Here is a 22,248-nt window from a genome sequence, read left to right on the forward strand (position 1 = left end):
GGGGAACGGGGACGGTTACGGCGCCGGCAGCGCCTGCCCCATCTGCTCGCGCAGCCAGTGCAGCAAGGTGGTGCGGCGCGCGTCGCCATCGAATGGCAGCGGCGACAGCAGGAAATAGGCGCTGCCGTCGCGCCGGAAACCGAAGGGCGCGACCAGGCGCCCGCTGTCGAGGTCTTCGCGCGCCATGAGGACTGAGCCGATGGCCACGCCGAGGCCGGCGCAAGCCGCTTGCAGGCTCAGATAGAAGTGCTCGTAGGTCTGGCTGCCGCCCTGGCCGCCGCCGTCGGCATCCTTGCCGGCGGCGCGCCAGTGGGTCCAGGCGGCCGGGCGCGACGCCGTGTGCAGCAGGCGCCGCGCGGACAGGTCCAGCCTGCCTTGCCGCAGCAGGGCCGGCGCGCACACGGGCGCGATCCATTCATCGCACACCTTTTCCGCATGCAAGCCCGCATCCCACAGAAAGTCGTTGCGGCGCAGCGCCACGTCCACCGCGTCGCGCTGGAACGCCACCGGCCCGCCCGAGGCGAACAGGTGCAGCGGCACCTCGGGATGCCGCTGGTAAAAGTCGCCGAGGCGCGGTATCAGCCATTTCATCGCGATCGTCGGCTCGCACGACACCACCAGCGGCCCCTGGCGCACCGGCTGGCGCACGGCGTCGAGGGCGGCGTCGAGCCGCTCGAATGCTTGCTGGACGGCATCGCGCAGCTGCGCGCCCGCCGGCAGGAGGAACACGCCGCGGTTGCGGCGTTCGAACAGGGGCGTGCCCAGCGACGTTTCCAGCAGGCGGATTTGACGGCTGACGGCCCCATGCGTGACGTGCAGTTCCGCGGCCGCCTGGACGAAACTGCCCAGCCTGGCCGCAGCCTCGAAGAACCGCAAGGTGCCCAGCGCCGCCTGCCTAGTCATGATCTGTCACTTTTTCTCACACATATCCGCAAGATATCATCGTTTTTCATGGAACGCCATTCTAGCGATAATTTGTCTTCCGGCAGCCCGCATGCGCGCCGCGCCCTTGCCCAACAGGCGAGAAATAGTCACCGATGGCCGTGCGGGCGCCACCACTGCCCAAGGAAGACACATGATTGCATTGCTTGCCGTTGCCCTGATTACCCTGCTGGCCTCCATCGTCCCCGGCCCCGATTTCGCGATGGTCACGCGCAACAGCTACCTGCATGGCCGCCGTGCCGGCCTGCTGGCCGCGCTCGGCATCGCGCTGGGCGTGCAAGTGCACGTGTTCTATACGATGTTTGGCGTAGCGCTGCTCATCGCCGGTTCGCCTGGACTATTTACGGCGATCAAGCTGGCCGGCGCCCTCTACCTGGCCGTGATCGGCTGGAAAACCTGGACCAACCGCGCCGGACTCGTCATCGACCTGCACGGCGGCGCCAGCGTGCCACGGCGTCAAATCTTGCTCAACGGCTTACTGACCAATGCCCTGAACCCGAAAACGACCCTGTTTGTCATCAGCACCTACACCCAGGTGGTGCAGCCCGGCACGCCATTGGCAGTCCAGTTCGGCTACGGGCTGTGCATGTCCGCCATCCACCTGGCCTGGTTCGCCCTGGTGGCCGTCTTTTTCTCGCAAGCGCGCTTCCGCATGCGCATGGTCAGCCACCAGCGGACCATCGACCGGCTGATCGGCGCGGTCCTGATGGCGCTGGGCGTTGCGCTCGCCTGCGCCAACATGGACAAACTGTAATCTGGCGCGGGACGTGCCCGCCGCATCCGGCGGGTAAAATCGGCGACCCTTCTCCCCCCGCCGAGTACAGATACCCATGAGTTTTTTACAACTATTTATTCTTTCCATCGTCCAGGGCTTCGCCGAGCTGCTGCCCGTGTCCAGCTCCGCCCACGTCATCATGGCGGAAAAGCTGATGGGCCTGGACCCGACGTCGCCGGAGCTGACCATGCTGCTGGTGATGCTGCACACGGGCACCATGTTCGCCGTCATCGTGTATTTCTGGAAATCCTGGCGCGCCACGTATTTCAGCTCGGCCACCGCCTTCCGCAGCAATGCCTTGCTGCTCGTGGCCGCCACGGCCCTGACGGGCATCGTCGGCTTTGGTTTGCTGAAAGGCATTACGCACGTCATGAGCAAGGATGCGCCGGGCTTTGAAATCGAGCACCTGTTCGGCAACGCAAAACTGATGGCCGCCGCCCTGGCCGCCGCAGGCGTGCTGATCATTGTGTCCTCGCGCCTGCAGGCGCGCCAGCATGGCACCTTGTCCATCGGCAAGGCGATGGTGATCGGCGCCGTGCAGGGACTGTGCCTGCCCTTCCGGGGCTTTTCCCGCTCGGGCGCCACCATTTCCGCCGGCATCGCCATGGGCGTGCCGCAGCGCCGCGCCGAGGAATTCAGCTTCGCCCTGGCCGTCGTGCTGACGCCGGCCGTGCTGGTCAAGGAAGGCTGGCGCTTCTACCAGGCCGTGGCAAACGGCAGCCTCGACCATCTGGAACACGGCAACAGCCTGCTGCACCTGCTCGGCCCCAGCCTGCTGGGCATGCTGCTGTCGTTCCTGGCCGGCTTGCTGGCCCTGCGCTGGCTGTCGCGCTGGCTGGAACAGGGACGCTGGCATTTCTTTGGCGCATATTGCCTGCTGGCCTCCTTGGTGGTGCTGTACGTAGGGTAAAATCGCCGGGTTTGCGTTAAACGCCTATAAAACCTACTGCGCGTCGTGATTTACGGCCTGCGATGCTCACTGTACCTGCGTACAGTTGCGCTTCTCGGGCCAACGGGGGCGCCGAGCCTCCCTTCCGCTCGCTACGGTTTTCTTCGGCGTTGCTGCTTTATTATCCCAGCCAGGTTTTACTGAAAGCCAACGATGAATTTCGCCGCCACCGCCGCCCTCTCGCTTGCCATGTCCACCGATGCCTTCGCGGCCGCCGTGGGCAAGGGCGCAGCCCTGCACAAGCCGCAATGGCGCGAAGCGCTGCGCACGGGGCTGATCTTTGGCGTCATCGAAGCCATCACGCCCATCATCGGCTGGGCCCTGGGCAGCGTGGCCGCGCCCTACGTGGAAGCGTGGGACCACTGGATCGCCTTCAGCCTGCTGGGCATCATCGGCTTGCTGATGATACGCAATGCCCTTTCCGATGCCGACGAGGAAGAGGCGCCGGCCCAGTCGCACTCGTTCTGGGTGCTGGCCGTGACGGGCCTGGCCACCAGCATCGACGCCATGGTGGTGGGCGCGGGCCTGGCTTTGCTCGGCGCCAACATCGTCGTGACGGCCGCCGCCATCGGCTTTTCCACCTTCGTCATGGTGACCCTGGGCGTGATGCTGGGCCGCGTGCTGGGCACGGTGGCGGGCCGGCGCGCCGAGCTGGTGGGCGGCCTGGTGCTGATCGTCATCGGCTGCGTGATCCTGTACGAGCATATCGGCCATCCGGCCTGAGGCCGGGCAAGGCCTGCGCACGCCATGGCCGGCGGCGCAGGCGACGCGCCACTTTGTGCTACATTCAAGGCTCTGCATTCCTGTCCCGCAAGGTGACCATCATGGAAACTCTGGAGCTGCTTTTTGCCGCGCTGGTGCGCGAAACGGCCGAATCGATACGCGACCACCACGTCCCTTTTGCCATCAAACACGACGAGCGCGCCTATTTCGAGTGGATGGATGGGCATCCGATCGATGGCTACATCCAGGAAGCGTATCGGGAAATCGAAGAAACGGCCCAGCAGATCCGTGCCATCCGCGCTGGATGATGACGGCAGCCGCAAGCTACTGCGCGGGCGGCTTTGCGGCTGGCGATGCTCACCGCGCGTCAGTGCGGTTGCGCTTCTCAGCCACACATCCGCTCCGCTCCGCTCGCTACGCTTGCCGCTGCCGTCGCGACGTTGGTTGGATCGTGGTCAAGAATTTGGGGCTTGATTCAGGTCAAACACTCTGCTGTTCGATACGCGTAAGCAGGTCTGGGCCACGACAATCAGGTCTGGAGGCGGGAGACATGGATCAGGAACAAAAACACCAGATCAGGGGTTATGAATTTCATGTGACGGGGGCGCTGGAGAAGGATGGGCGCTACCGGGGCATGATCTTGATCAGCAAACGCGGCGATACCTTGCAGGCGTATGCCAAGCCCGTGCTGATTGAAACGCCGAGCAGTTTCAAATCCGTGCATGCGGCCTTGATCGAGGCCTCGGCGTACGCCCAGGAACTCATCTATAACGGCGCCATCAAGGCGCTGCTGCCGGCCGAGGCGCCGCTCGCGGACACGCAGGCCGGTACGCAGGCGCCGCAACCGCCGGATTTCGTCGGCAACTGACGCCGGCAAGCCCGTCCGGCCCACCCGGGCGCGCGTATAATGACGCGCTTTCCCGGATGAAAACGCAAAACCATGGAATATGTGAACTTGCCGCTGGTCTTCCTCGTCGGCTGCGCCCTGATTGCCTTGCTGGCCAAGAAGAATGGCTATTCGTGGTACCTGTTTTTCTTCGCCATCGCCGTGCCCACGCCCCTGTTGCTGCTGGCCTTGCCCCATGTGGTGGGCGTGGAAGCCGCTTCTTTGACCTCCGTCCGGCTGGGTACCGCCCTGCTGTTCCCCGTGGCCGGCTTGCTGCTGGCCCTGCGGCGAAAACACTGACCCGCAAGCGGTCTCAGCGTGCCGGCGCGCCATCGGCCAGGCGCCAGCCGACGGACAGCGCCAGTTGCTGCGCCTCTTTTTCATTGCTGCAATCGTCGTAATCGCAGGTATCCGCATACGCGCCGCACGCCTGGTTCTGGCTGACATACGAGCCGACCCAGCGGCCATCGCGGCGCTGGCTGGCCGTGGCGCTGATGGTAAAACCCTTGTGGATGGTGGGATTTTCAAAAGGCATAATTCCTCCGATGCAAGAAGCGTCAGGGATCTGACTGGCTTCCACTGTGCGCCTTGCGGCCGCCCACGTCTGTACGTTTGACCACACTCACGAAAAGGGCGCGCGCCGCGCTCGCGCCGGCAGGCGATCGGGTATGATTTCCCCATGTGTGGACGATTCGATCAAAATGACACGGCGCGCGTGCTGGCGTCATCCTTCGGCTGGACCGACGCGGTGTTCGACAGCGAGGCGGAAGCGCACCTGAACGTCTCGCCCGGCACCTACCGGCCCATCCTGCACATCCAGGATGGCGTGCACCGGGTCGACGATGTCTTCTGGGGCTACCGGCCCGCCTGGGCCGCCGCGGCCGTGCCCGCTCCCGGCAAGAAAAAAATCCCCATCGCCATCAATGCCCGCCTGGAAAAGCTCGCCGGCGCCTACTGGAAACCCTTGCTGCGCGCGGGGCGCGGCATCGTCTGCGTTTCCGGCTGGTATGAATGGACGGGCGAGAAAGGCGGCAAGCAGCCGTGGCACATCCACCGCAAGGACCGCGCGCCCCTGTTCCTGCTGGCGCTGGCCCAGTTCGGTCCCTACAAGGTCAATCGGGAAGAAGCGGGCTTCGTGCTGGTGACGGCCGACAGCATGGGCGGCATGGTCGATATCCACGACCGCCGCCCCGTAGCCGTCAACCGGGAAGACGCGCACCGCTGGCTGGACCCCGCCCTGACGCCCGAGCAAGCGCTGCACCTGGCGCGCACCTGCATGCTCGACGTGGACTTGTTCGAATGGCATGCCGTCGACAATCCGCTGGTACCGTCCGCCAAGGCCAAGGCGCCGCCACCGGCCGCGGCGCAAAGTGCCTTCGACTGGGGTACGGATTAAGGCAGGTGCGCCAGGCGGCGCCACAGCGCTTCCATGGGACCTTGCCTGAAATGGCGCAGCCAGTAACGGCTCAGCAGCACCTGCCCCGCCATCATCACGACCGCCAGGCCCAGCATCTCGGCGGGACGCAGTGTTGCGCCCCAGCCCAGGCCCGGCCCCTGCAGCAGCCAGGTGCCGATCAGCGATTGCAGCAGATAATTGCTCAGCGCCATGCGTCCCACGGGCGCCAGCCATGCACCGAGCCAGCGCAGCATGAAGGGGCCGGCCAGCATCAGCGCGGCCACATAGCCGGCCGCCAGCACGGGGCCGCCGGCGAACAGGCCCACTTCGAACAGGGCCGTGTCAAACACGGTTTGATACGGATCGGCCACCTGCCACGCGACGGCCCCCGCCGCCAGCAGGTTGAACGGCAAGCCCGCGCCCAGGCCCACGGCACGCACCCTGCGCCACAGGCGCTGGTGGCGCTGCGGCTGCGTCAGCCAGCCGAACCGCACGGACAAGATGCCCAGCAAGAACAGCACGATGATATGCGGCAGCATGACGGCCGAGTACAGCAAGGACACGAGGAAATCGTTGGCGCGCAGCCTGGCGACGGCCCATGCGCCGCCCTGCGTATAGACCGCGTAGCGCTCCGCAAAGGCTTGCAGGTCGCGCGCGATGTCCGGCGCGCCGCCCTGCTGGCCCACAGGAATCAACAGGCACATGAATAATAGAAAACCGGCCGCCACCAGCCAGGCGCGGTTGCGCACGCGGCTGAGCCTGGCGGACAGCAGGGGCAGGACCAGCATGCCGGCGACGGCATACGAGGTCAGCACGTCGCCGCTCCAGATGCAGAAGCCGTGCAGCAGGCCGAACACGAGCAGCCAGCGCAAACGGCGCCGGTAAGCCGCTTGCGCCACTTCCCAGCTACCCAGCTGGCGCCGCAGAGAACGTGTCTGCAAGGCAAAACCGGCGCCGAACAGAAAGGCGAAGATGGGGTAAAACTTGAATTGCGCCAGCGCCGCCACGCCAAAAATGACGAGCTGGTCGAGCACGGGCGGCTGCGCCGGCAAGGTGCCGTAGCGCAAGGACAGGCTGCCCCAGGCGAACGACCATATATTCACCAGCAAGATGCCAAACACGGCGATGCCGCGCAGCACATCGAGCTGCAGCAACCTGCCAGGCTTGGCGCCCACGGAGTTCAGGACGTTCAGGGGCGCGCCAGAGTCGGGTAATCGCCCACCTGCAGGCTGAAACCGGACGCATCCGATTGCAGCCGCGCCTGGCCGCCGAACGGCAAGGTGACGCGGCGGCGGATGTGGCCGAATTCCAGTCCCGTCAACACGGGCACGGGCAGGCGCTCGCGCACATAAGCCAGCATGGCGTCGACATCGTAGCCCTTGTCCATGGGGCTCAGTTTATAGCCGGAAAAGTCACCGAGCACGACCGCTTGCTGGCGCTGGATCACGCCCGCGTGCAGCAGTTGCAGCAGCATGCGTTCGACCCGGTACGGGTGTTCGTTGACGTCTTCCAGGAACAGGATGCCGCCATCGATCTGGGGGAAATACGGCGTGCCCAGCAAGTGAACCAGCATGGCCAGGTTGCCGCCCCACAGTTGCCCGCTCAGCTCGACCTGCGGATTGCCCGCCGCCGCGCCCGTGACCGTGTGCGTGGGACCGGCCAGGCACGACCACAGTTGATCCAGCGTAAATTGCTCGGGTTCGTCGCGGATGAAATCGTCGCAGATCATGGGGCCGGCAAAGCTGGCGCGGCCCGTTTTTGCCAGCAATCCCATGTGGAAGGCCGTGAAGTCGCTGTAGCCGACAAACAGCTTGCCGCTGTCGGCCATGCGGTCGAAATCGATGTCGGGCAGGATGCGGCTGATGCCGTAGCTGCCGCGCAAGGCGATCACCACCTGCACGTCTGGGTCGGCGGCCGCCGCGTTCAGCTGCGCCAGGCGGCCCGCATCCGTGCCGCCGAAGCGCTGGAATGTGTGGTCGGGGTCGTAGTAATTGTGGACGGTGGCGCCTTGCGCCTGCAAGCGGGCGATGCCGCGCGCCAAAGCCGCCTCGTCGGGCGCACAACCGCCCGGCGCGACGATGGCGATGCCAATCTCAGGTGTCTTCAAAATATGCCTGGCTAGTCAAGTGGTGGGCGCGCCTGGCTCAAGCTGGCTGGGAGCGCATCTGGGGCGCCATCTTACCTTGCAGATGCACATCGATCAAGGCGAGCAGGCGCTCGATCAGCTGGGGCGGCATGTCGTGCCCCATGCCTTCGATCACTTCCAGCCGGGCGCCGGGGATCAGCGCCGCCGTATCGATGCCGCAGGCGACGGGGATCAAGGGGTCGGCCGCGCCATGGATCACCAGCGCCGGACAACTGATGCTTGGCAGCAAGGCCGTGCGCTCGCCCGAGGCGGCAATCGCCACCATTTGCCGCGCCACGCCTTCGGGGCAACTGCCCCGCTGCAGCGCCGCTTCGATGCGCTGGTACAGCAGTTTTTCCGACACGGGATAGGCGGGACTGCCGATCACGCGCACGGTGGCGGCCATGTGCGCCATCAGTTCGGCGCGGCTGGCGTTGCGTTTCGGACGTTGCAGCAGCGCATTGCGCGCGGCCCGCGTGGGGCCGGGCAAGCCGCGCCGGCCGCTGCTCGACATGATGGACGTCAGGCTGAGCACCTGCAGCGGCGCGCGCGCCGCCATCACTTGTGCGATCATGCCGCCCATCGACACGCCGATCACGTGCGCCTGGGCAATCCGCAGGGACGCCAGCAAGCCCAGCGCATCGTCCGCCATGTCATCGAGGGTGTAGGAAGTCTTGAGGGGCCAGCCCAGCAGGTTTTTCACGTAGGCCAGCGGCAGATACGGCTTGCCCGCCAGCGCCATCTTGCTCGACAGGCCGCTGTCGCGGTTGTCGAAACGCACCACCCGGTAGCCTTGCTCGACGATGCCTTCGACGAAGTCCGCCGGCCAGGCAATCAGTTGCATGCCCAGGCCCATGACCAGCAGCACGCACGGGTCATCGGGGTTGCCGTGGCTCTCATAAGCTATGTTGAGGCCGTTCGCCATGATGGTTGCCATGATTGCCTCTCTTCAGGAACCAGCACGCAGGCACGATCGCTGCGGCCTTGCAATCAGCATACCACTATTGTGCTTCAGACATGAGACCGGCACGCGGTACACAAGCTGAAGTGTTGCCGCGCCGGTACGGCGCGCGGCAACCGTGCAGAATCATCGCTACTGCTTACTTGGCCTTAGGCAAGGAATCGGCCAGGTCCACCCAGCTTTGCGGCTGCGGTTTGCCGCGCTCGCGCACGCCGAAGAAGGAGACCACTTGCGTGCCGTCGTTGTCGAAGAACTCGACGGAAGTGACGCCGCCGCGCTTGACGATCCAGCCGCTGCGCAGGGCCGTGTCGCGGATGTGCAGGTTGAAGTCCGGGTCCAGCACGTTGAAGAAGCCGCCGGCGGCCATGGTTTTCTCGATCTTGCCGCTGTAGATCTGCGTCAAGCCTTCATTGCCCAGGAACACCATGATGGCGACCTTGTCCTTGGCCGCGTTTTCCAGCAGGGTGCGCAGCGCCGCTGGCGTCACGCGCTCGACCACGCCGGCCGGCGCCAGGCGCAGGGCCTGTTCGCGCGACAGGTGGAATTCGCGCATGATTTGCGCAAACTGGTGCACGTCCGTCATGTCTTTCCAGGCCAGCTGGAATTCCTTGACGTCGATCTCGGCATCCGGCTTTTCCGCCGCTTTCGGCGCCACGGCCAGCACGTTCAGCTCCGCGCTTTGCTGGGGCATGCGGAAGGTCGCCACCAATTTATCGTAGACGGCCACGCCCGGCTCGTTGCGCAGGTAGATCTTGTGCACGGCCGTGCCGTTGGCGTCAAAAAATTGCAGGCTGCGCGTCGGCTTGCCATCGCGGCCTGCTTGTTCTACCGCAAATGCGTATTTCCAGTTTTCAAAGTGGAAACGCAGGTCGATCTGGCCGCCCAGGTAGCCGCCCGCGATATTGCGCTGGCGCGCTTCCGTTTCCGGGTCCTTGGCGTCGGCCTGCTCGGACTTGTCGCCCGCCTGCTTGAATTTGCTGGCGACGCCCGTCGTTTCGATGACGCCGTTTTCATTGCGCGTGATCGCTTGCACGATGCCCAGGTCCAGCGCGGCGCGCATGATTTCGCGCGGCTGGTTGCCGTCGGCCTGCAGGCGCGTGACACCCTTGCCGATGTTGGTTGCCAGCAATTGCGCTTCGGATACACCCAGCGCGCGCGCCGCGTCGCGGATCTGCAGCTTCGGCTGCTCCGTGCGCAAGGTGGACCAGCGTTCCGCCAAAGTGGCTGGGGCCGCGTATGCGTTTGCGATCAGCAGGCTGCCTAGCAGGGATAGAACGAGTTTGGATAACTTCATAGAGAGACCATTCAATCAAACATGGAAAAAAAGAGGGGCAAGCACCCCTCCCCGGTAAAAATCAATAGTTGACGCTGAGGCTGGCGGCGACGTTGCGGCCCGGCTTGGCGTAGCGCTCGATCTCCAGGCGGCTGGCAGCCGTGGTGCCGGAGGCCAGGCTGCGCGCGGCGGCGTAATCCCAGTACTTGCGATCCGTCAAGTTGTACACGCCGACGATGATCTTGGCGTTCTTGTGCACGTTCCAGTAGGTCGACACGTCGAAGATGGTGTACGACGGCACCTTGAAGAGCGGCGCGGTCCCGCCCATCAGCAAATCGTTCGGCGCCTGTTTCTCGCCGGCATGCAGCGCCGTCAGTTCCAGGCCGAACAACTTGTTCGTATGGTCATAGCCGAAGGTCAGCGCCGTCTTGGCCGGCGCCACCGAGGCCAGGCCGCCGCTCTCGCCCGTCAGGGTATTGAAGGAGCGGCCCTTGGCCACGCCCGTGGCCAGGTCGACGCGGTAGCCCTGCATGGCCGGCAACCAGGTTCCCAGCTCCGCGCGCAGGCTCAGCTCGGCGCCCCAGGTGCGCGCATTGCCAATGTTTTCCGGACGGAACAAGCCCAGGGTGAGGGTCGGGTAATTCACCGGATCCAGCTCTTGCGCCACGTACTCGATCATGTTCTTGTACTCCGTCTGGTAGACGGACGCCTGCATGCTCAAGCCCCTGGTCACGTCGCCTTTGAGCCCCAGTTCATATGCCTTGCTGGTTTCCTTGCCCAGATTCGGATTGCCCAGCACGGCATAGCCATTACCCGTGCCCGTATAGCTGATGGAATCATAGGTACCCGTGCGTTCGATCGCCGTCGGCAGGCGCGTGCCGCGCGTGAACGTGGCGTAGGCTTGCATTTGCGGCAGCACTTCCACGGACAGGCTCAGGCTCGGCGTGAAGTAGGAATCGCTCTCCTTGCGCACTTCCTTGGCCGCATTCGGCACGCCGATCAGGTAGTTCTGCAGGTTTTTCGGCTCCAGTTTGCGGTAGTCGGCACGCAGGCCCGGCGTCAGCACGGCTTTCTTGCCGCCCAGGTCAAAACTGAGGTCGTCGCGCACATACAGGGCCAGCTTGGTGACATCCATGTCGGCCATGCGGTTCTTGCGCGTGATCTGGTGCTCGCCCGTGGCGATGAGGGTGCGGTCTTCCATCCAGGGGCGGCGCGATTTGGCCTGTTCCAGCTGCACGCCGTACAGCAGCGCGTTGTCCGCGTTGAGCTGCTTGAACGCTTCCGAGCTCAGGCCGATGCTGTCATTCTTGAAGCTGGTGTCGATGGCACGCTGGAAGTTGCCGCGGTAGACATAGCGGCCCTTGCTCTTGTCCTCGATCTTCGCATTCTGCAGATAGACTTTCGAGGTCAGGCGGTCGAACAGGGCGAAATCCTTCAGCACCACCTCGTGGCCCAGGCTGACGCGGGTGCGCTTGGTGGTGGAATCCTGCTGCACGCCATCCGGGTACATGGCGCTGACTTTATTGTTGAGGTCGCGCTTGTTCTTGCGTTCGAACATGTCGACCGTCAAGTCCAGCTTTTGTTCGCCCGGCAAGGCCCACACGAGCTTCGACAGCAAGGCGTTCGAATGCCAGTCGTCCGGGTTGACGGTGGCGCTGCCACGGCTGTCCAGCTGTTCGCCATCGCGGTGTACGTACACGGCCAGGCCTTGCAGACTGGCGCCGATCTTGGCAGCGCCCGTCAGGGTGTGCGCATTGCTGCGGTCCACCGTGGCGCGGCCGTATTTATACGCCACATAATGGTCCACCCCTTCGCCCAGGTAATCTTCGGGCGACTTGGTGATGAAGGCCACGCCGCCGCCCAGGCCGGGATTGGCGCCGCTGACGGCCGTCGTGCCCGAATCGATGCGCACTTCGCGGAAAGTTTCCGGATCAAAATAATCGCGGCCCATGCCGAAGGCGTTCATGTTACTGCTGTCCGGCTTGGGTGCCGCGTCGGGCAGGGAAATGCCGTCGAGTTCCAGGCTGACCCGGTTGCCTTCCAGGCCGCGGATGTTGTAACCGGTATTGCCCGCGCCATCCCACATGCCGCCGCCGCCCGAGGCCGCCATTGACGTGCTGATCAGCGGCTGATAGCGCACCACGCCGGCCATGTCCGTCACGTTGCGGCGCTCCAGGTCGTCGCTGCGGATCACCGTCTTGGTGCCCGCGCGGCGCTCGTAATCCTGTTTGGCGTTCACGACGATTTCCGGGAAGACAGGCAGCTTGGCCGGTTCCTGCGCGGCCGTGCCTGCATTGACGGCGGCGTTTTGCGCGGCCACGGGCAGCAGCGGCGCGGCGAACAGGCCCAGCAAGGCGGCGCGCAGCACCAGGTTATGGCGGCGGACAGGCAGGTGAGCTGGGGATACGACGGGTGCAGCGAGGCGCTGCGTAGGCACAGTATTCATGATGATCCGGTGGAAGAGTAAAGGCTGGCTCTTGAACCCGGATCGATAACGAAAGTGTTAACGATGCATAAGGAAAGTTTGCTGGCGAAAACAATACTGTAACACGAATCATTCTCATTTGAGAATGGCAAAGTGGTCTAGACAGATGTTATTTCGCAACAGTTATAAAAAATGCCAGCCGGGGTGGCTGGCATGGCTGACGCGCGGGACAAGGCCATGGCGGCCCTGCCCTGTCTGGGACGAAATCAGGCCGGAGGATGGGCCAGCTTGCGCGCTTCCGCCTGCGCGCGGCGGCGCTCGGCAAAGAAGCGCTTGAGGAAAGCGCCGCACTCGTCGGCCAGCACGCCGCCAGCGATGGCCGTCTGGTGGTTCAGCGCCGGCTGCTCGAACAGGTTCAGCACGGAACCGCAGGCGCCCGTCTTCGGGTCGCCCGCGCCGTACACGACGCGCGCCAGGCGCGCATGCAGCATGGCGCCCGAGCACATCACGCACGGTTCCAGGGTCACGTACAGCTCGCAGCCGGGCAAGCGGTAGTTGCCCAGCTTTTCAGCGGCCGCGCGCAAGGCCATGACTTCCGCATGCGCCGTGGGGTCGTGGCGGCCGATGGGCTGGTTGTAGCCGACGGCGATGACTTCCCCATCCTTGACGACGACGGCGCCGACGGGCACTTCGCCCAGGTCCCATGCGTGCTGGGCCTGTTCCAGGGCCAGCTGCATGTAGCGCGCGTCCTGCGCGCTAGCGTGCATTTCAGTCATCGGTCACTTCTGCCCAGCAATTCGGCGTTTCATGCAGCACCAGCTTATGCAGGTGCAAGCCCGTGCCGAAATGATCGGTAAATGCGGCTTTCAGGATGTCGAAGGCGATGCGCGCCAGGTTTTCCACGGTCGGGATGCGGTCGATGACGACGGTTTTATGGTCGGGCAGGCTGGCCAGGAAGTCGCGCACGGCCGTATCTTTTTCGTAGACGAGGAAGGCGTGGTCCCACACATCGACCAGGTGCTGCTTGGCCAGGGTTTTCACGTCGGAAAAGTCCATGATCATGCCATTGTCGGAATTGCCTTCCGCTTCGATGACCTTGCCGACCAGGGTGATTTCCACCGTGTAGCGGTGGCCGTGCAGGTTGCGGCACTGGCTTTTGTGGTCGGGAATGCGGTGGCCCGCGTCGAATTCGAGCTTGCGTGTGATAGTCAGCATATTATTTGTTTTAAGGGATTTGCAGGAGTTTATGGGTTTGCAGGCTCAGCTTCCACTTCGGGTTGCTTTTGCATGTTTCGATGGCCAGCTTCATGTTGTGCGCGGCCAGGGGGCCGTCCATCGCCTGCACGAAGAAGTTCTCGAAGTCCAGTTGTTCGTAGGCGGCCAGGTCTTGCTGGAACTGGGGGATGACCACCTTGATTTCATTGCCTTTGTGCACCACCAGGGTGGAACCCATCTTCGGGCTGACGCAGATCCAGTCCACGCCGGCCGGCACGGGCAAGGTGCCATTGGTTTCGATGGCGATGGTAAAGCCGACCGCGTGCATGGCGTCGATCAGGGCCGTGTCCAGTTGCAGCAGCGGTTCGCCGCCCGTAAACACCACGTATTTGCTGGGCGCGTAGCTGGCGGGCCACAGGCTGTCGATCAGCGCGGCCAATTCCTGCGGCGTCTTGAACTTGCCGCCCAGTTCGCCGTCCGTGCCGACGAAATCCGTGTCGCAGAACTGGCACACGGCCGTGGCGCGGTCGCTTTCGCGGCCCGTCCACAGGTTGCAGCCGGAAAAGCGGCAAAACACGGCCGGACGGCCCGCGTGCGCACCTTCGCCCTGCAGGGTATAAAAAATCTCTTTGATGCTATAAGTCACTGTATTTCCTAAGAGCTGGCTGGCGTCATCGCGCAGGGCGAACGCATCGGGGCTGGCGCGCGGCGCCGTTACCGCAAAAGCCGATTGACAACCCTCTATTATATGCCGCCGCGACACTTCCCGTGCAAATGCCGTGCCCGCCGCCTGCCGCTGCGGCGTCCGGGGCAGGAAATCGACATGGGCAGGCATAACTGCGCGGCTTTTGCGTTTAGACAATGTAAATGATCCCAAGTTAATATATTTTCTGTAAGAACATTGCCTGATGGAAAACATTAAGGGAGCATGGACATGCTGCAACGCTGGCTACGCCCGCCGTACCGCCTGAGTATTCTGGCCTGCCTGGCGGCGGCCGCACTCGCGGCCCTGCACGCCGGCCATGCCGCCGGGCCGATGCAGCCGGCCGGTACGCCCTCCCCCTTGATGCTGGCCTGTGCCGTCCTGCTCGGCGCGCTGGCGTTGCTGCTGTGGCGCCAGCGCCGCCTGGCGCTGCGCCTGCAGGCACTGGAGCAGTTGCGCGCGGAGGCGGAACAGGCGCGCCTGGCCGGCGAACAGCACAAGGCGCGCGCGCAGGAACGCCTGCGCATCGGGCGCGACATCCACGACGACCTGGGCCAGCATCTGCTGACCCTGAAAATCGACCTGGCCATGCTGCAGACCAGCACGCATGACGCCGCCCCCTTGCTGGCGCGCCAACTGGACATGATGGCGCGCAATATCGACCTCAGCATCGCGGCGCTGCGCTGCGTCATCCACGACCTGCGCCCGCCCGCCCTCGACGCGGGCCTGCAAGCGGCGTGCGACGGCTTGCTGGCCGATTTCAAGCGCACCACGGGCATCGATTGCAGCTGCGACTACCGGCTCGACGCCGCCGCCGGCAGCGCGCACGGCCCTTTGCTGTATCACGTGCTGCAGGAAGCGCTGGCGAACATCGCCCGCCATGCGCGCGCCACGCATGTCCAGCTGAGCCTGCAGCAAGCGGGGGCCACCCTGGCATGCCGCATCAGCGACGACGGCGTCGGGCTGTCTGGCTCGCCACCGCGCCTCGGTTGCGGCCTGTCCGGCATGCATGAGCGCGTGGCCGCCGCCGGCGGCAGCCTGCACATCGAAAGCCGCAGCGGCGCCGGCACCACCTTGCGCCTGTCCCTGCCGCTGGCCGCCTGCGAGGAGGCGCCCCTGCTGCATGACTGATCGTGGCGCCATAAATATTGCTCAATATCAACACCTTCCGCCCCGCTGCGCTGCATCATGGCCAACGAGCCAGCCCCATTCACCCCAAGAAGGATGCTTACATGCCGGATAGCCATGCTCATGCCAGCGCATCGCCCTGCGATGCAGCCCAGGGTTTCGCCGTCAAGATGATGGAATTGCTGGTGGTGCCCACCTTTGTCCTCGACGTGCATGGCCAGGTCATGATCTGGAACCGCGCCTGCGAGCAGCTGACGGGCGTGCCGGCGGCCGAAGTGCTGCGCACGCGCGAGCCGGGCCGCTGCTTCTACAACGACGAGCGCCCCACCCTGGCCGACCTGCTGCTGGCCGGGCGCGGCGGCGACATGCGCGCGCTGCACGCCCAGCAGCAGTACCGCAGCAGCACGGGCGGCAATCTGTGCGCGGAAAACTGGTGCGACATGCCACGCACGGGGCGGCGGCGCTACCTGGCCGTCGATGCCAGTCCCATCTATGGCAATCACGACGAGCTGATCGCCGTCGTCGAAACCCTGCGCGACATGACGGATGAAAAACGCGCGCACGTAGAACTGGAACGCCTGGCCACGCGCGACGGCCTGACGGGCCTGGCAAACCGGCGCTGCTTCGACGACACCGTCCTGGCCGAGTGGCAGCGCGCCCAGCGGCAGGGCCAGGCCCTGTCGCTGCTGATGGTCGACGTCGACAATTTCAAGGAATACAACGACAGCCACGGCCACCAGGGCGGCGACCTGTGCCTGCGCAAGGTGGCCGGCGCCGTGGCCAGCGAAATGCGCACGAACGACCTGGTGGCCCGCTATGGCGGCGAAGAATTTGCCGTCATCCTGCCGAACCAGTCGCTCAAGGGCGCGGCCATCGTGGCCGAACGCATCCGCCAGCGCGTGGAACGGCTGCGACTGCCGCGCAAGCGTCCCGACGGCGCCTGCGTCACCGTCAGCATCGGCGCCGCCACGGCCCTGCCCGGCCCCGGCACGGAACTGGGACAGCTGATCCACACGGCCGACTGCGCCCTGTACCGCGCCAAGCACCTGGGCCGCAACCGCATCAGCCTGCCGGAAACGACGCTCACGTAGGCAGCCAGGACATCGCACGCGGCGACGTGGTATCCGAAGAAGACTCCCTGTCCCGCCTCGACCAGGATTGACATGACGCCGTGCACGACGTCGTGCACATCCGCATGTTCCTGCCCACCAAACGCGACTTCCTCGCCCACTTGACGGCGCGCATCCTGCGGCCCGACTCTTAGCCCCTATGCAGGGCGGCGTGAATATTCTATGCTGCGGCGTTGCACTTTCATAACATCCAAAAAAGAAGGAGCCTTCGTGTCAAGAATCATGCCCGCTTTATTACCCGCTTTCGCCCTGGCCTTGTCGGCCATGGCCTCGTCGAACCTGGGCGCCGCGCCCGTCAAACCGGCCGCCGCCCATGGCGCCGCGGCCAGCAAGGCCGATCTGCTGCCATTCAAGGCGACGGAAAAGACCTTGCCCAACGGCTTGAAAATCATCATCGTGCCGACCGGCTTCCCGAACCTCGTCTCGCTGCAGATTCCCGTGCAGACGGGTTCGCGCAACGAAGTCGAGCCGGGCAAGTCCGGTTTCGCCCACTTCTTCGAACACATGATGTTCCGCGGCACCAAGGCGTATCCGCCAGAGAAATACCAGGAAGTCATCACCCGCGCCGGCGCGCGCCAGAATGCGTATACGAGCGACGACTTGACCAATTACCACACGACGTTTGCCAAGCAAGACCTGGAAACCGTGCTGAAGGTGGAAGCGGACCGCTTCCAGCACCTCGACTATGCGGAAGACGCGTTCAAGACGGAATCGCGGGCCGTGCTGGGCGAATACAACAAGAACAGCGCCAATCCCGTGTCGAAACTGTTTGAAGTGATGCGCGACAGCGCCTACACGACGCATACCTACAAGCACACGACGATGGGTTTCATTCAGGACATCGAAGACATGCCGAACCAGTACGCGTATTCGAAGCTCTTCTTCGACCGCTGGTACCGTCCCGAGCGCACCACCATCATCATCGCCGGCGACGTGGAACCGCAGCAAGCGATCGCGCTGGTGGAAAAATACTGGAGCAGCTGGCAGCGCGGCAAGCAGCAGGCGGCCGTGCCCGTGGAACCAAAGCCGCGCGGCCCCGTCTACAAGCATGTGGCCTGGCCCACGCCGACCCTGCCGTGGGTGGCCGTGGGCTTCCACGCGCCCGCGTTTTCCGCGAAGGACAAGGACCAGGCGGCGCTGGCCACCCTGCTGTCGCTGTCGTTCGGCCGCACCTCGCCCCTGTATAAACGCCTGGTGCAGAACGAGCAAAAGGTCGACCAGTTGTTCGACATGACGCCGGACCGGGTCGACCCGACTCTGGCCGTGCTGGGCGCGCGCGTGAAAAACATCGACGACGCCGTTTACGTGCGCGACGCCATCCTGGCCACCGTGGCGCAGCTGCGCGACACGCCCGTCAGCGACAAAGACCTGGCGGACGCCAAGTCGGCGGAAAAATACGGCTTGATCCGCTCGCTCGACAACACGGAGCAGATCGCCGGCACCCTGGCTTCCTTCGTGCATTTCGACCGCTCGTATGCCACCATCAACCAGTACTACCGCCTGATCGATACGCTCACGCCGGCCGACCTGCAGGCGGCCGCGCGCAAATACCTGACGGACGAGGGCCTGGTGGTGACGACCTTGTCGCACCAGCCGATGGCCGCCGCCATCGCCGCCACGCCAAAGCTGGCCAGCCTGCTGCCGGCCGCCTCGACCGCGAAGTTCGACGTGCTGGTGCAAAAGTCGGCGCTGCCGCAAATCCGTTATAAGCTGCTGTTCATGGCAGGTTCCGCGCAAGACCCGCAAGGCAAGGAAGGCCTGGCCGCGCTGACGGCGTCCATGGTGGCGTCGGGCGGCTCGTCCGAGCGCAAGATCGACGAAGTCAACCAGGCCCTGTTCCCGCTGGCCGGCAGTTTCAGCCAGCAGACGGACAAGGAAATGACGACGTTTACGGGTTCCATCCACCGGGATAACTGGACCCAGTTCAATGCCATCGCCCTGCCGCTGCTGCTCTCGCCCGGTTTCCGCGAAGACGACTTCCGCCGCCTGAAGGATGCGCAAAAGAACGCGCTGCTGCTGGACCTGAAGGACAATAACGAAGAGGAATTCGCCAAGGAACGCCTGCAAACCAATGTGTATGCGGGCACGCCGTACGGCCACCCCGTGCTGGGCACGGTCGCCGGCATCGACGCCATCACCCTGGACGACGTGAAACAGTTCTGGAAGAGCGCGTATGCGCAAGGCGCCGTCAAGGTCGGCATTTCCGGCGACGTGTCGGACGCCATGACGGCCTCGCTGACGCAGGCGCTGGCAAGCTTGCCGGCCGGCCCGGGCTTGCCAGCCACCGTGAAACCCGCGGGCCGCAAGGCGCAGGGCCTGGAAGTGGAAATCATCGAGAAAAACACGCGCGCCACGGCCATTTCCTTCGGCTTGCCGCTGGACGTCACGCGCACGCACCCGGACTTCCCCGCCCTGTGGCTGGCGAAGACGTGGCTGGGCGAGCACCGCGCCTCGAATTCCTACCTGTACCAGCGCATCCGCGAAATCCGCGGCATGAACTATGGCGATTACGCGTACATCGAAGCCTTCCCGCGCGGCATGTACCAGTTCTTCCCGAACCCGAACCTGGGCCGCAAGGCGCAGCTGTTCGAAATCTGGATCCGCCCCGTGGCGCCGGACAACGCCCATTTCGCCCTGCGCGTGGCACTGACGGAATTGGGCAAGCTGGTCGACAACGGCTTGACGCAGGACGATTTCGCCACCACGCGCGACTACCTGATGAAGAACGTCTTCGTCATGACGTCGACGCAGGACCAGCAACTCGGTTATGCGCTCGATTCGCAATGGTATGGCACGCCGGAATTTACCAAGCTGATGCGTGATGGCTTGTCGAAACTGACGCTGGCCGACGTCAACCGCGCCATCCAGCAGCACCTGTCGGCGAAGAACCTGTCCGTGGTGATCGTTGCCAAGGATGCGGCCGGCTTGAAGGATAAGCTCGTCAGCGACGCGTTCTCTCCCATCAAGTACGACGGCAACAAGCCGCAGGCGCTGCTCGATGAAGACAAGGTCATCGGCGCGATGAAGCTGGACATCAAGCCGGCGGCCGTCACCGTCACGCCGGCGGCACAGGCCTTCGCCAGGTAAGTTTGTGCCAGATCAACCTCGTCCGGTGCAGCTTGCCGGATGGGGTTGGCCTGGCATTCGGCGCGGCCAAACCCGCCTTCATTCCGCAAATCCCGGCCTTGGTCGGAAAGTAGCATCTTGGCAATCTGGTTTTCCCCATACTGTTTTTCGACTCTTCCCGAGTGAAAACCATGACAAGGACAACCATGCACCTGTTCCATCCTCACCTTTACGCCACCTGCTTCCTCGCCGCTGCCGCGCTGCCGGGCGCCCTGTACGCGCAAGCGCCGGCCCTCGCCGGACAGTGGCAATTCCAGACGGCGACGGGCACGACCACGACGAATGGCGTCGAGGTCGACCTGATCGACACGGGCATCCTCGACATCAGCGAAGAGCAAGGCGGCTTGCGCGCGACGATCGCGTGGCTCGACGAAGGGGGCCAGCTCACGCCGCGCCGCACGGTCAACGGCACGGCCGGCCCCGCCGGCGCCGTCTTCCGGCATGGCGGCAAGCGCGTCAGCACGGGGCGCAACGGCAAGGAGATCAGCACCGACGTGACGATACGCTGGACCCTGCAAGCCAAAGGCAACGTGCTGAGCGGCGAGCGCCTGGTCGAAACCGATGAGAACGAACCCAAGCCCGTGAGCGGCACGCGGCTCAAGGAACGCTACGTGCCGCCCACGCTGCCGGCCACACCGCCAGCGGCAAGCGGCGCCGCGCGCGGCCCTTCCACGCCGGCCGAGCGCGCGCGCGTGGTGCAGATGGCGAACGAGGCGCAGCGCGATCCCCTGGCCGTACAACAGCGCGACGGCGCCTGGCTGGGCGCATGGATAGAAGCGATTCCCGACTTCACCTTACCGGCCAGCGCGCTGGAAAGCTGGCTCTCCATCGCCAGCCGGCCAGCCATCCGCGAGGCAACGGTCTTTCAATACCTGGCCAGCGCGATGGCCTTCCAGATCGAACACCCGGAGCAGGCCGGGCAGCAGAGCGCCAGCGACCTGGCGGGCATGCAGGGCGTGCTGCGCGCCTACGAAACCCTGTTGCGCCAGGATAAGCTGAACCGTTCCGCGAAGCTGGATGCGGCGCTGGCGGCGCGCCGGCAAGACAGGCTGCCCGCCTTCCTCGCCACGCTGTCCGGCAGGAATGCCGGCATCGAAGCAGCCACGTCGCCGTCCGGCGACGCCACGGCGCGCCGGATCGTGGCGCTGGGCACCGGCGAGCCGCACGCGATGGACTGGCTCGACATCCTCAGCAACCGCTTCGGCGGCCGCATGGCCGGCAGCGACGCCTACACGCATGCGGCGCAATGGGCGCGCCTGCAACTGCGGCAATGGGGCGTGCAAGCGGAACTGGAAGAAGCGGGCCAGGTGCCCGTCGGCTTCAACCGCGGCCCGTGGTCGGGCAAGATGCTGGCGCCCGAGGAACAGCCGCTGCGCCTGGCGACGCCCGCCTACTCGGCCGGCACGCGTGGCGTACAGCAGGGCCTGGCCATGATGGGACCGGCCACCCTGGAAGAGGCGCAGGCGCGCGCCGCGCAATTCAAGGGCAAATGGGTGCTGATCGGCGGTGAAAACGGGGGCGGCGGGCGCGATGGCAGCACCATCCACCAGCCCAGGGCCATCACCCGCGTGCTGATGCAGGCGGGCGCCCTCGGCACCATCCAGTCCGGCGAAGAACCGCTGTATGCCGCCAGCGCCGCGCCCGCCACCTGGGCGGCCCTGCCGACCTTGCCCGACATCAAGCTGGCCGCGCCTCAGTACGCCGACATCCGCCAGCGCCTGGCGCGCGGCGAAGCCGTCACCCTGGAGTTTGACATCCGCAACTGGTTCTATCCTGGCCCGGTGACATATCACAACGTCGTCGCCCGCATTCCGGGCACGCAAAAGCCGGAGGAAATCGTGCTGATCGGCGCCCACCTCGACAGCTATGACGGCGGCACGGGCGCGGCCGACAATGGCGGCGGCGTGGCCACGATGCTCGAAGCGATGCGCCTCTTGGCGCTCTCCGGGGCGAAACCGCGCCGCACCATCATGCTGGTGGCCTTCGGCGCGGAGGAAATCGGCCGCAAGGGATCGTTCGCGTTCGCCGAGCGGCATGCGGGGCAATTGGAGCATATCGTCATGATGCTCAACCGCGACGGGCGGCCCGGCGCCATCGACGGCATCGCCATTCCCTCGGCCTGGAAGAGCGTGTTTGGCCGGGTCGAGCTGGCCCTGCAAGACATCCACCCCGTGTTCGGCTTCGCCAGCAGCATCAATGACGTGCCGCGCGACGCCAGCAAGGCGATGAGCGCACGGGCAGGCAGCGATGACGCCGTCTTCAGCCTGCATGGCGTGCCGACGCCGAAATTTACCGTGCTCGGCGATTTCGACTATGCGCGCGTGCATCACACGGTGCTCGACACCTACGACAACGTGCAGCCTTTCAGCGCGGCGCAGCAATACTCGGCCATCGCCATCGCCTTGACCGCGTATGAAGTGGCGAACGCGCCGGAAGAGATCAACAGGAAAGGCTACTATCGCGCCGCCAAGGCGGCGCCGTAGACGTCCCC

Annotated in this window: 21 protein-coding genes; 11 read left to right on the forward strand and 10 right to left on the reverse strand. The window is 64.9% G+C overall.

The features are described 5' to 3' along the window. Positions 1-15 precede the first annotated feature (15 nt). Entirely contained in the window at positions 16-903 is an 888-nt protein-coding gene (locus O3300_RS03695; RefSeq protein ID WP_305052072.1) for a LysR substrate-binding domain-containing protein, read from the reverse strand. A gap of 172 nt (positions 904-1,075) precedes the next feature. Here O3300_RS03695 and O3300_RS03700 point away from each other — a divergent pair, with 172 nt between their 5' ends. The 6 genes from O3300_RS03700 (at position 1,076) to O3300_RS03725 (ending at position 4,575) form a co-directional block, all read left to right on the forward strand. Beyond that, positions 1,076-1,696: a LysE family translocator gene (locus O3300_RS03700; protein ID WP_305052073.1), complete on the forward strand. Its 621-nt coding sequence runs from the start codon at positions 1,076-1,078 to the stop codon at positions 1,694-1,696. A 76-nt stretch (positions 1,697-1,772) separates the two neighbouring features. Then, positions 1,773-2,627 carry an undecaprenyl-diphosphate phosphatase gene (locus O3300_RS03705; protein WP_099667861.1) on the forward strand — a complete coding sequence of 285 codons (855 nt, stop codon included), beginning with the start codon at positions 1,773-1,775 and terminating at the stop codon, positions 2,625-2,627. Positions 2,628-2,819: 192 nt separating this feature from the next. Then, positions 2,820-3,389 (forward strand): manganese efflux pump MntP, encoded by a 570-nt coding sequence (gene mntP, locus O3300_RS03710; protein WP_070218395.1) that lies wholly within the window; start codon positions 2,820-2,822, stop codon positions 3,387-3,389. 101 nt (positions 3,390-3,490) lie between these two features. After that, positions 3,491-3,697 (forward strand): hypothetical protein, encoded by a 207-nt coding sequence (locus O3300_RS03715; RefSeq protein WP_305052074.1) that lies wholly within the window; start codon positions 3,491-3,493, stop codon positions 3,695-3,697. 242 nt (positions 3,698-3,939) lie between these two features. Then, entirely contained in the window at positions 3,940-4,257 is a 318-nt protein-coding gene (locus O3300_RS03720; protein WP_289904860.1) for a hypothetical protein, read from the forward strand. Positions 4,258-4,329: 72 nt separating this feature from the next. Then, on the forward strand, positions 4,330-4,575 hold the full coding sequence (locus O3300_RS03725) for a hypothetical protein (RefSeq protein WP_289914652.1): 246 nt from the start codon (positions 4,330-4,332) through the stop codon (positions 4,573-4,575). A 13-nt stretch (positions 4,576-4,588) separates the two neighbouring features. On the opposite strand, the gene O3300_RS03730 is transcribed toward O3300_RS03725, so the two are convergent. Then, positions 4,589-4,810: a hypothetical protein gene (locus tag O3300_RS03730; RefSeq protein ID WP_305052075.1), complete on the reverse strand. Its 222-nt coding sequence runs from the start codon at positions 4,808-4,810 to the stop codon at positions 4,589-4,591. 144 nt (positions 4,811-4,954) lie between these two features. On the opposite strand from O3300_RS03730, the gene O3300_RS03735 reads away from it, so the two are divergent. Next, positions 4,955-5,671 (forward strand): SOS response-associated peptidase, encoded by a 717-nt coding sequence (locus O3300_RS03735; protein ID WP_305052076.1) that lies wholly within the window; start codon positions 4,955-4,957, stop codon positions 5,669-5,671. Here O3300_RS03735 and O3300_RS03740 read toward each other — a convergent pair. The 8 genes from O3300_RS03740 to queE all read right to left on the reverse strand — a co-directional run bounded on the left by O3300_RS03740 (position 5,668) and on the right by queE (position 14,316). Beyond that, positions 5,668-6,846: a DUF418 domain-containing protein gene (locus O3300_RS03740; RefSeq protein WP_305052077.1), complete on the reverse strand. Its 1,179-nt coding sequence runs from the start codon at positions 6,844-6,846 to the stop codon at positions 5,668-5,670. The genes O3300_RS03735 and O3300_RS03740 overlap by 4 nt on opposite strands. 14 nt (positions 6,847-6,860) lie before the next feature. Then, entirely contained in the window at positions 6,861-7,778 is a 918-nt protein-coding gene (gene ldcA, locus O3300_RS03745; RefSeq protein WP_305052078.1) for a muramoyltetrapeptide carboxypeptidase, read from the reverse strand. 37 nt (positions 7,779-7,815) lie between these two features. Then, positions 7,816-8,733: an alpha/beta fold hydrolase gene (locus O3300_RS03750; protein WP_251348585.1), complete on the reverse strand. Its 918-nt coding sequence runs from the start codon at positions 8,731-8,733 to the stop codon at positions 7,816-7,818. Between the two features lie 163 nt (positions 8,734-8,896). After that, a complete protein-coding gene (locus O3300_RS03755; protein ID WP_289914645.1) occupies positions 8,897-10,051 on the reverse strand; it encodes a hemin-degrading factor in 1,155 nt (384 codons plus the stop codon). A gap of 61 nt (positions 10,052-10,112) precedes the next feature. Beyond that, entirely contained in the window at positions 10,113-12,476 is a 2,364-nt protein-coding gene (locus tag O3300_RS03760) for a TonB-dependent hemoglobin/transferrin/lactoferrin family receptor (protein WP_305052079.1), read from the reverse strand. Between the two features lie 245 nt (positions 12,477-12,721). Further along, positions 12,722-13,231 carry a tRNA adenosine(34) deaminase TadA gene (gene tadA, locus O3300_RS03765; protein ID WP_305052080.1) on the reverse strand — a complete coding sequence of 170 codons (510 nt, stop codon included), beginning with the start codon at positions 13,229-13,231 and terminating at the stop codon, positions 12,722-12,724. Then, positions 13,224-13,670: a 6-carboxytetrahydropterin synthase QueD gene (queD, locus tag O3300_RS03770; protein ID WP_034755997.1), complete on the reverse strand. Its 447-nt coding sequence runs from the start codon at positions 13,668-13,670 to the stop codon at positions 13,224-13,226. Before queD ends, tadA begins: the two co-directional genes overlap by 8 nt. Before the next feature lie 10 nt (positions 13,671-13,680). Further along, a complete protein-coding gene (gene queE / locus O3300_RS03775; protein ID WP_034785949.1) occupies positions 13,681-14,316 on the reverse strand; it encodes a 7-carboxy-7-deazaguanine synthase in 636 nt (211 codons plus the stop codon). Positions 14,317-14,598: 282 nt separating this feature from the next. On the opposite strand from queE, the gene O3300_RS03780 reads away from it, so the two are divergent. From O3300_RS03780 to O3300_RS03795, 4 genes are all read left to right on the forward strand, one after another. Next, a complete protein-coding gene (locus O3300_RS03780) occupies positions 14,599-15,504 on the forward strand; it encodes a sensor histidine kinase (protein WP_305052081.1) in 906 nt (301 codons plus the stop codon). A gap of 101 nt (positions 15,505-15,605) precedes the next feature. Then, the gene (locus O3300_RS03785) at positions 15,606-16,592 is read left to right on the forward strand and encodes a diguanylate cyclase (protein ID WP_305052082.1); all 987 of its coding nucleotides are present in this window, start codon (positions 15,606-15,608) and stop codon (positions 16,590-16,592) included. Between the two features lie 249 nt (positions 16,593-16,841). After that, positions 16,842-19,718 carry a pitrilysin family protein gene (locus O3300_RS03790; protein WP_305052083.1) on the forward strand — a complete coding sequence of 959 codons (2,877 nt, stop codon included), beginning with the start codon at positions 16,842-16,844 and terminating at the stop codon, positions 19,716-19,718. A gap of 170 nt (positions 19,719-19,888) precedes the next feature. Next, positions 19,889-22,240 (forward strand): M28 family metallopeptidase, encoded by a 2,352-nt coding sequence (locus O3300_RS03795; RefSeq protein ID WP_305052084.1) that lies wholly within the window; start codon positions 19,889-19,891, stop codon positions 22,238-22,240. Positions 22,241-22,248 lie beyond the last annotated feature (8 nt).

It is taken from the genome of Janthinobacterium sp. SUN206 (genome assembly GCF_030587305.1).
Lineage (GTDB): Bacteria > Pseudomonadota > Gammaproteobacteria > Burkholderiales > Burkholderiaceae_D > Janthinobacterium > Janthinobacterium kumbetense.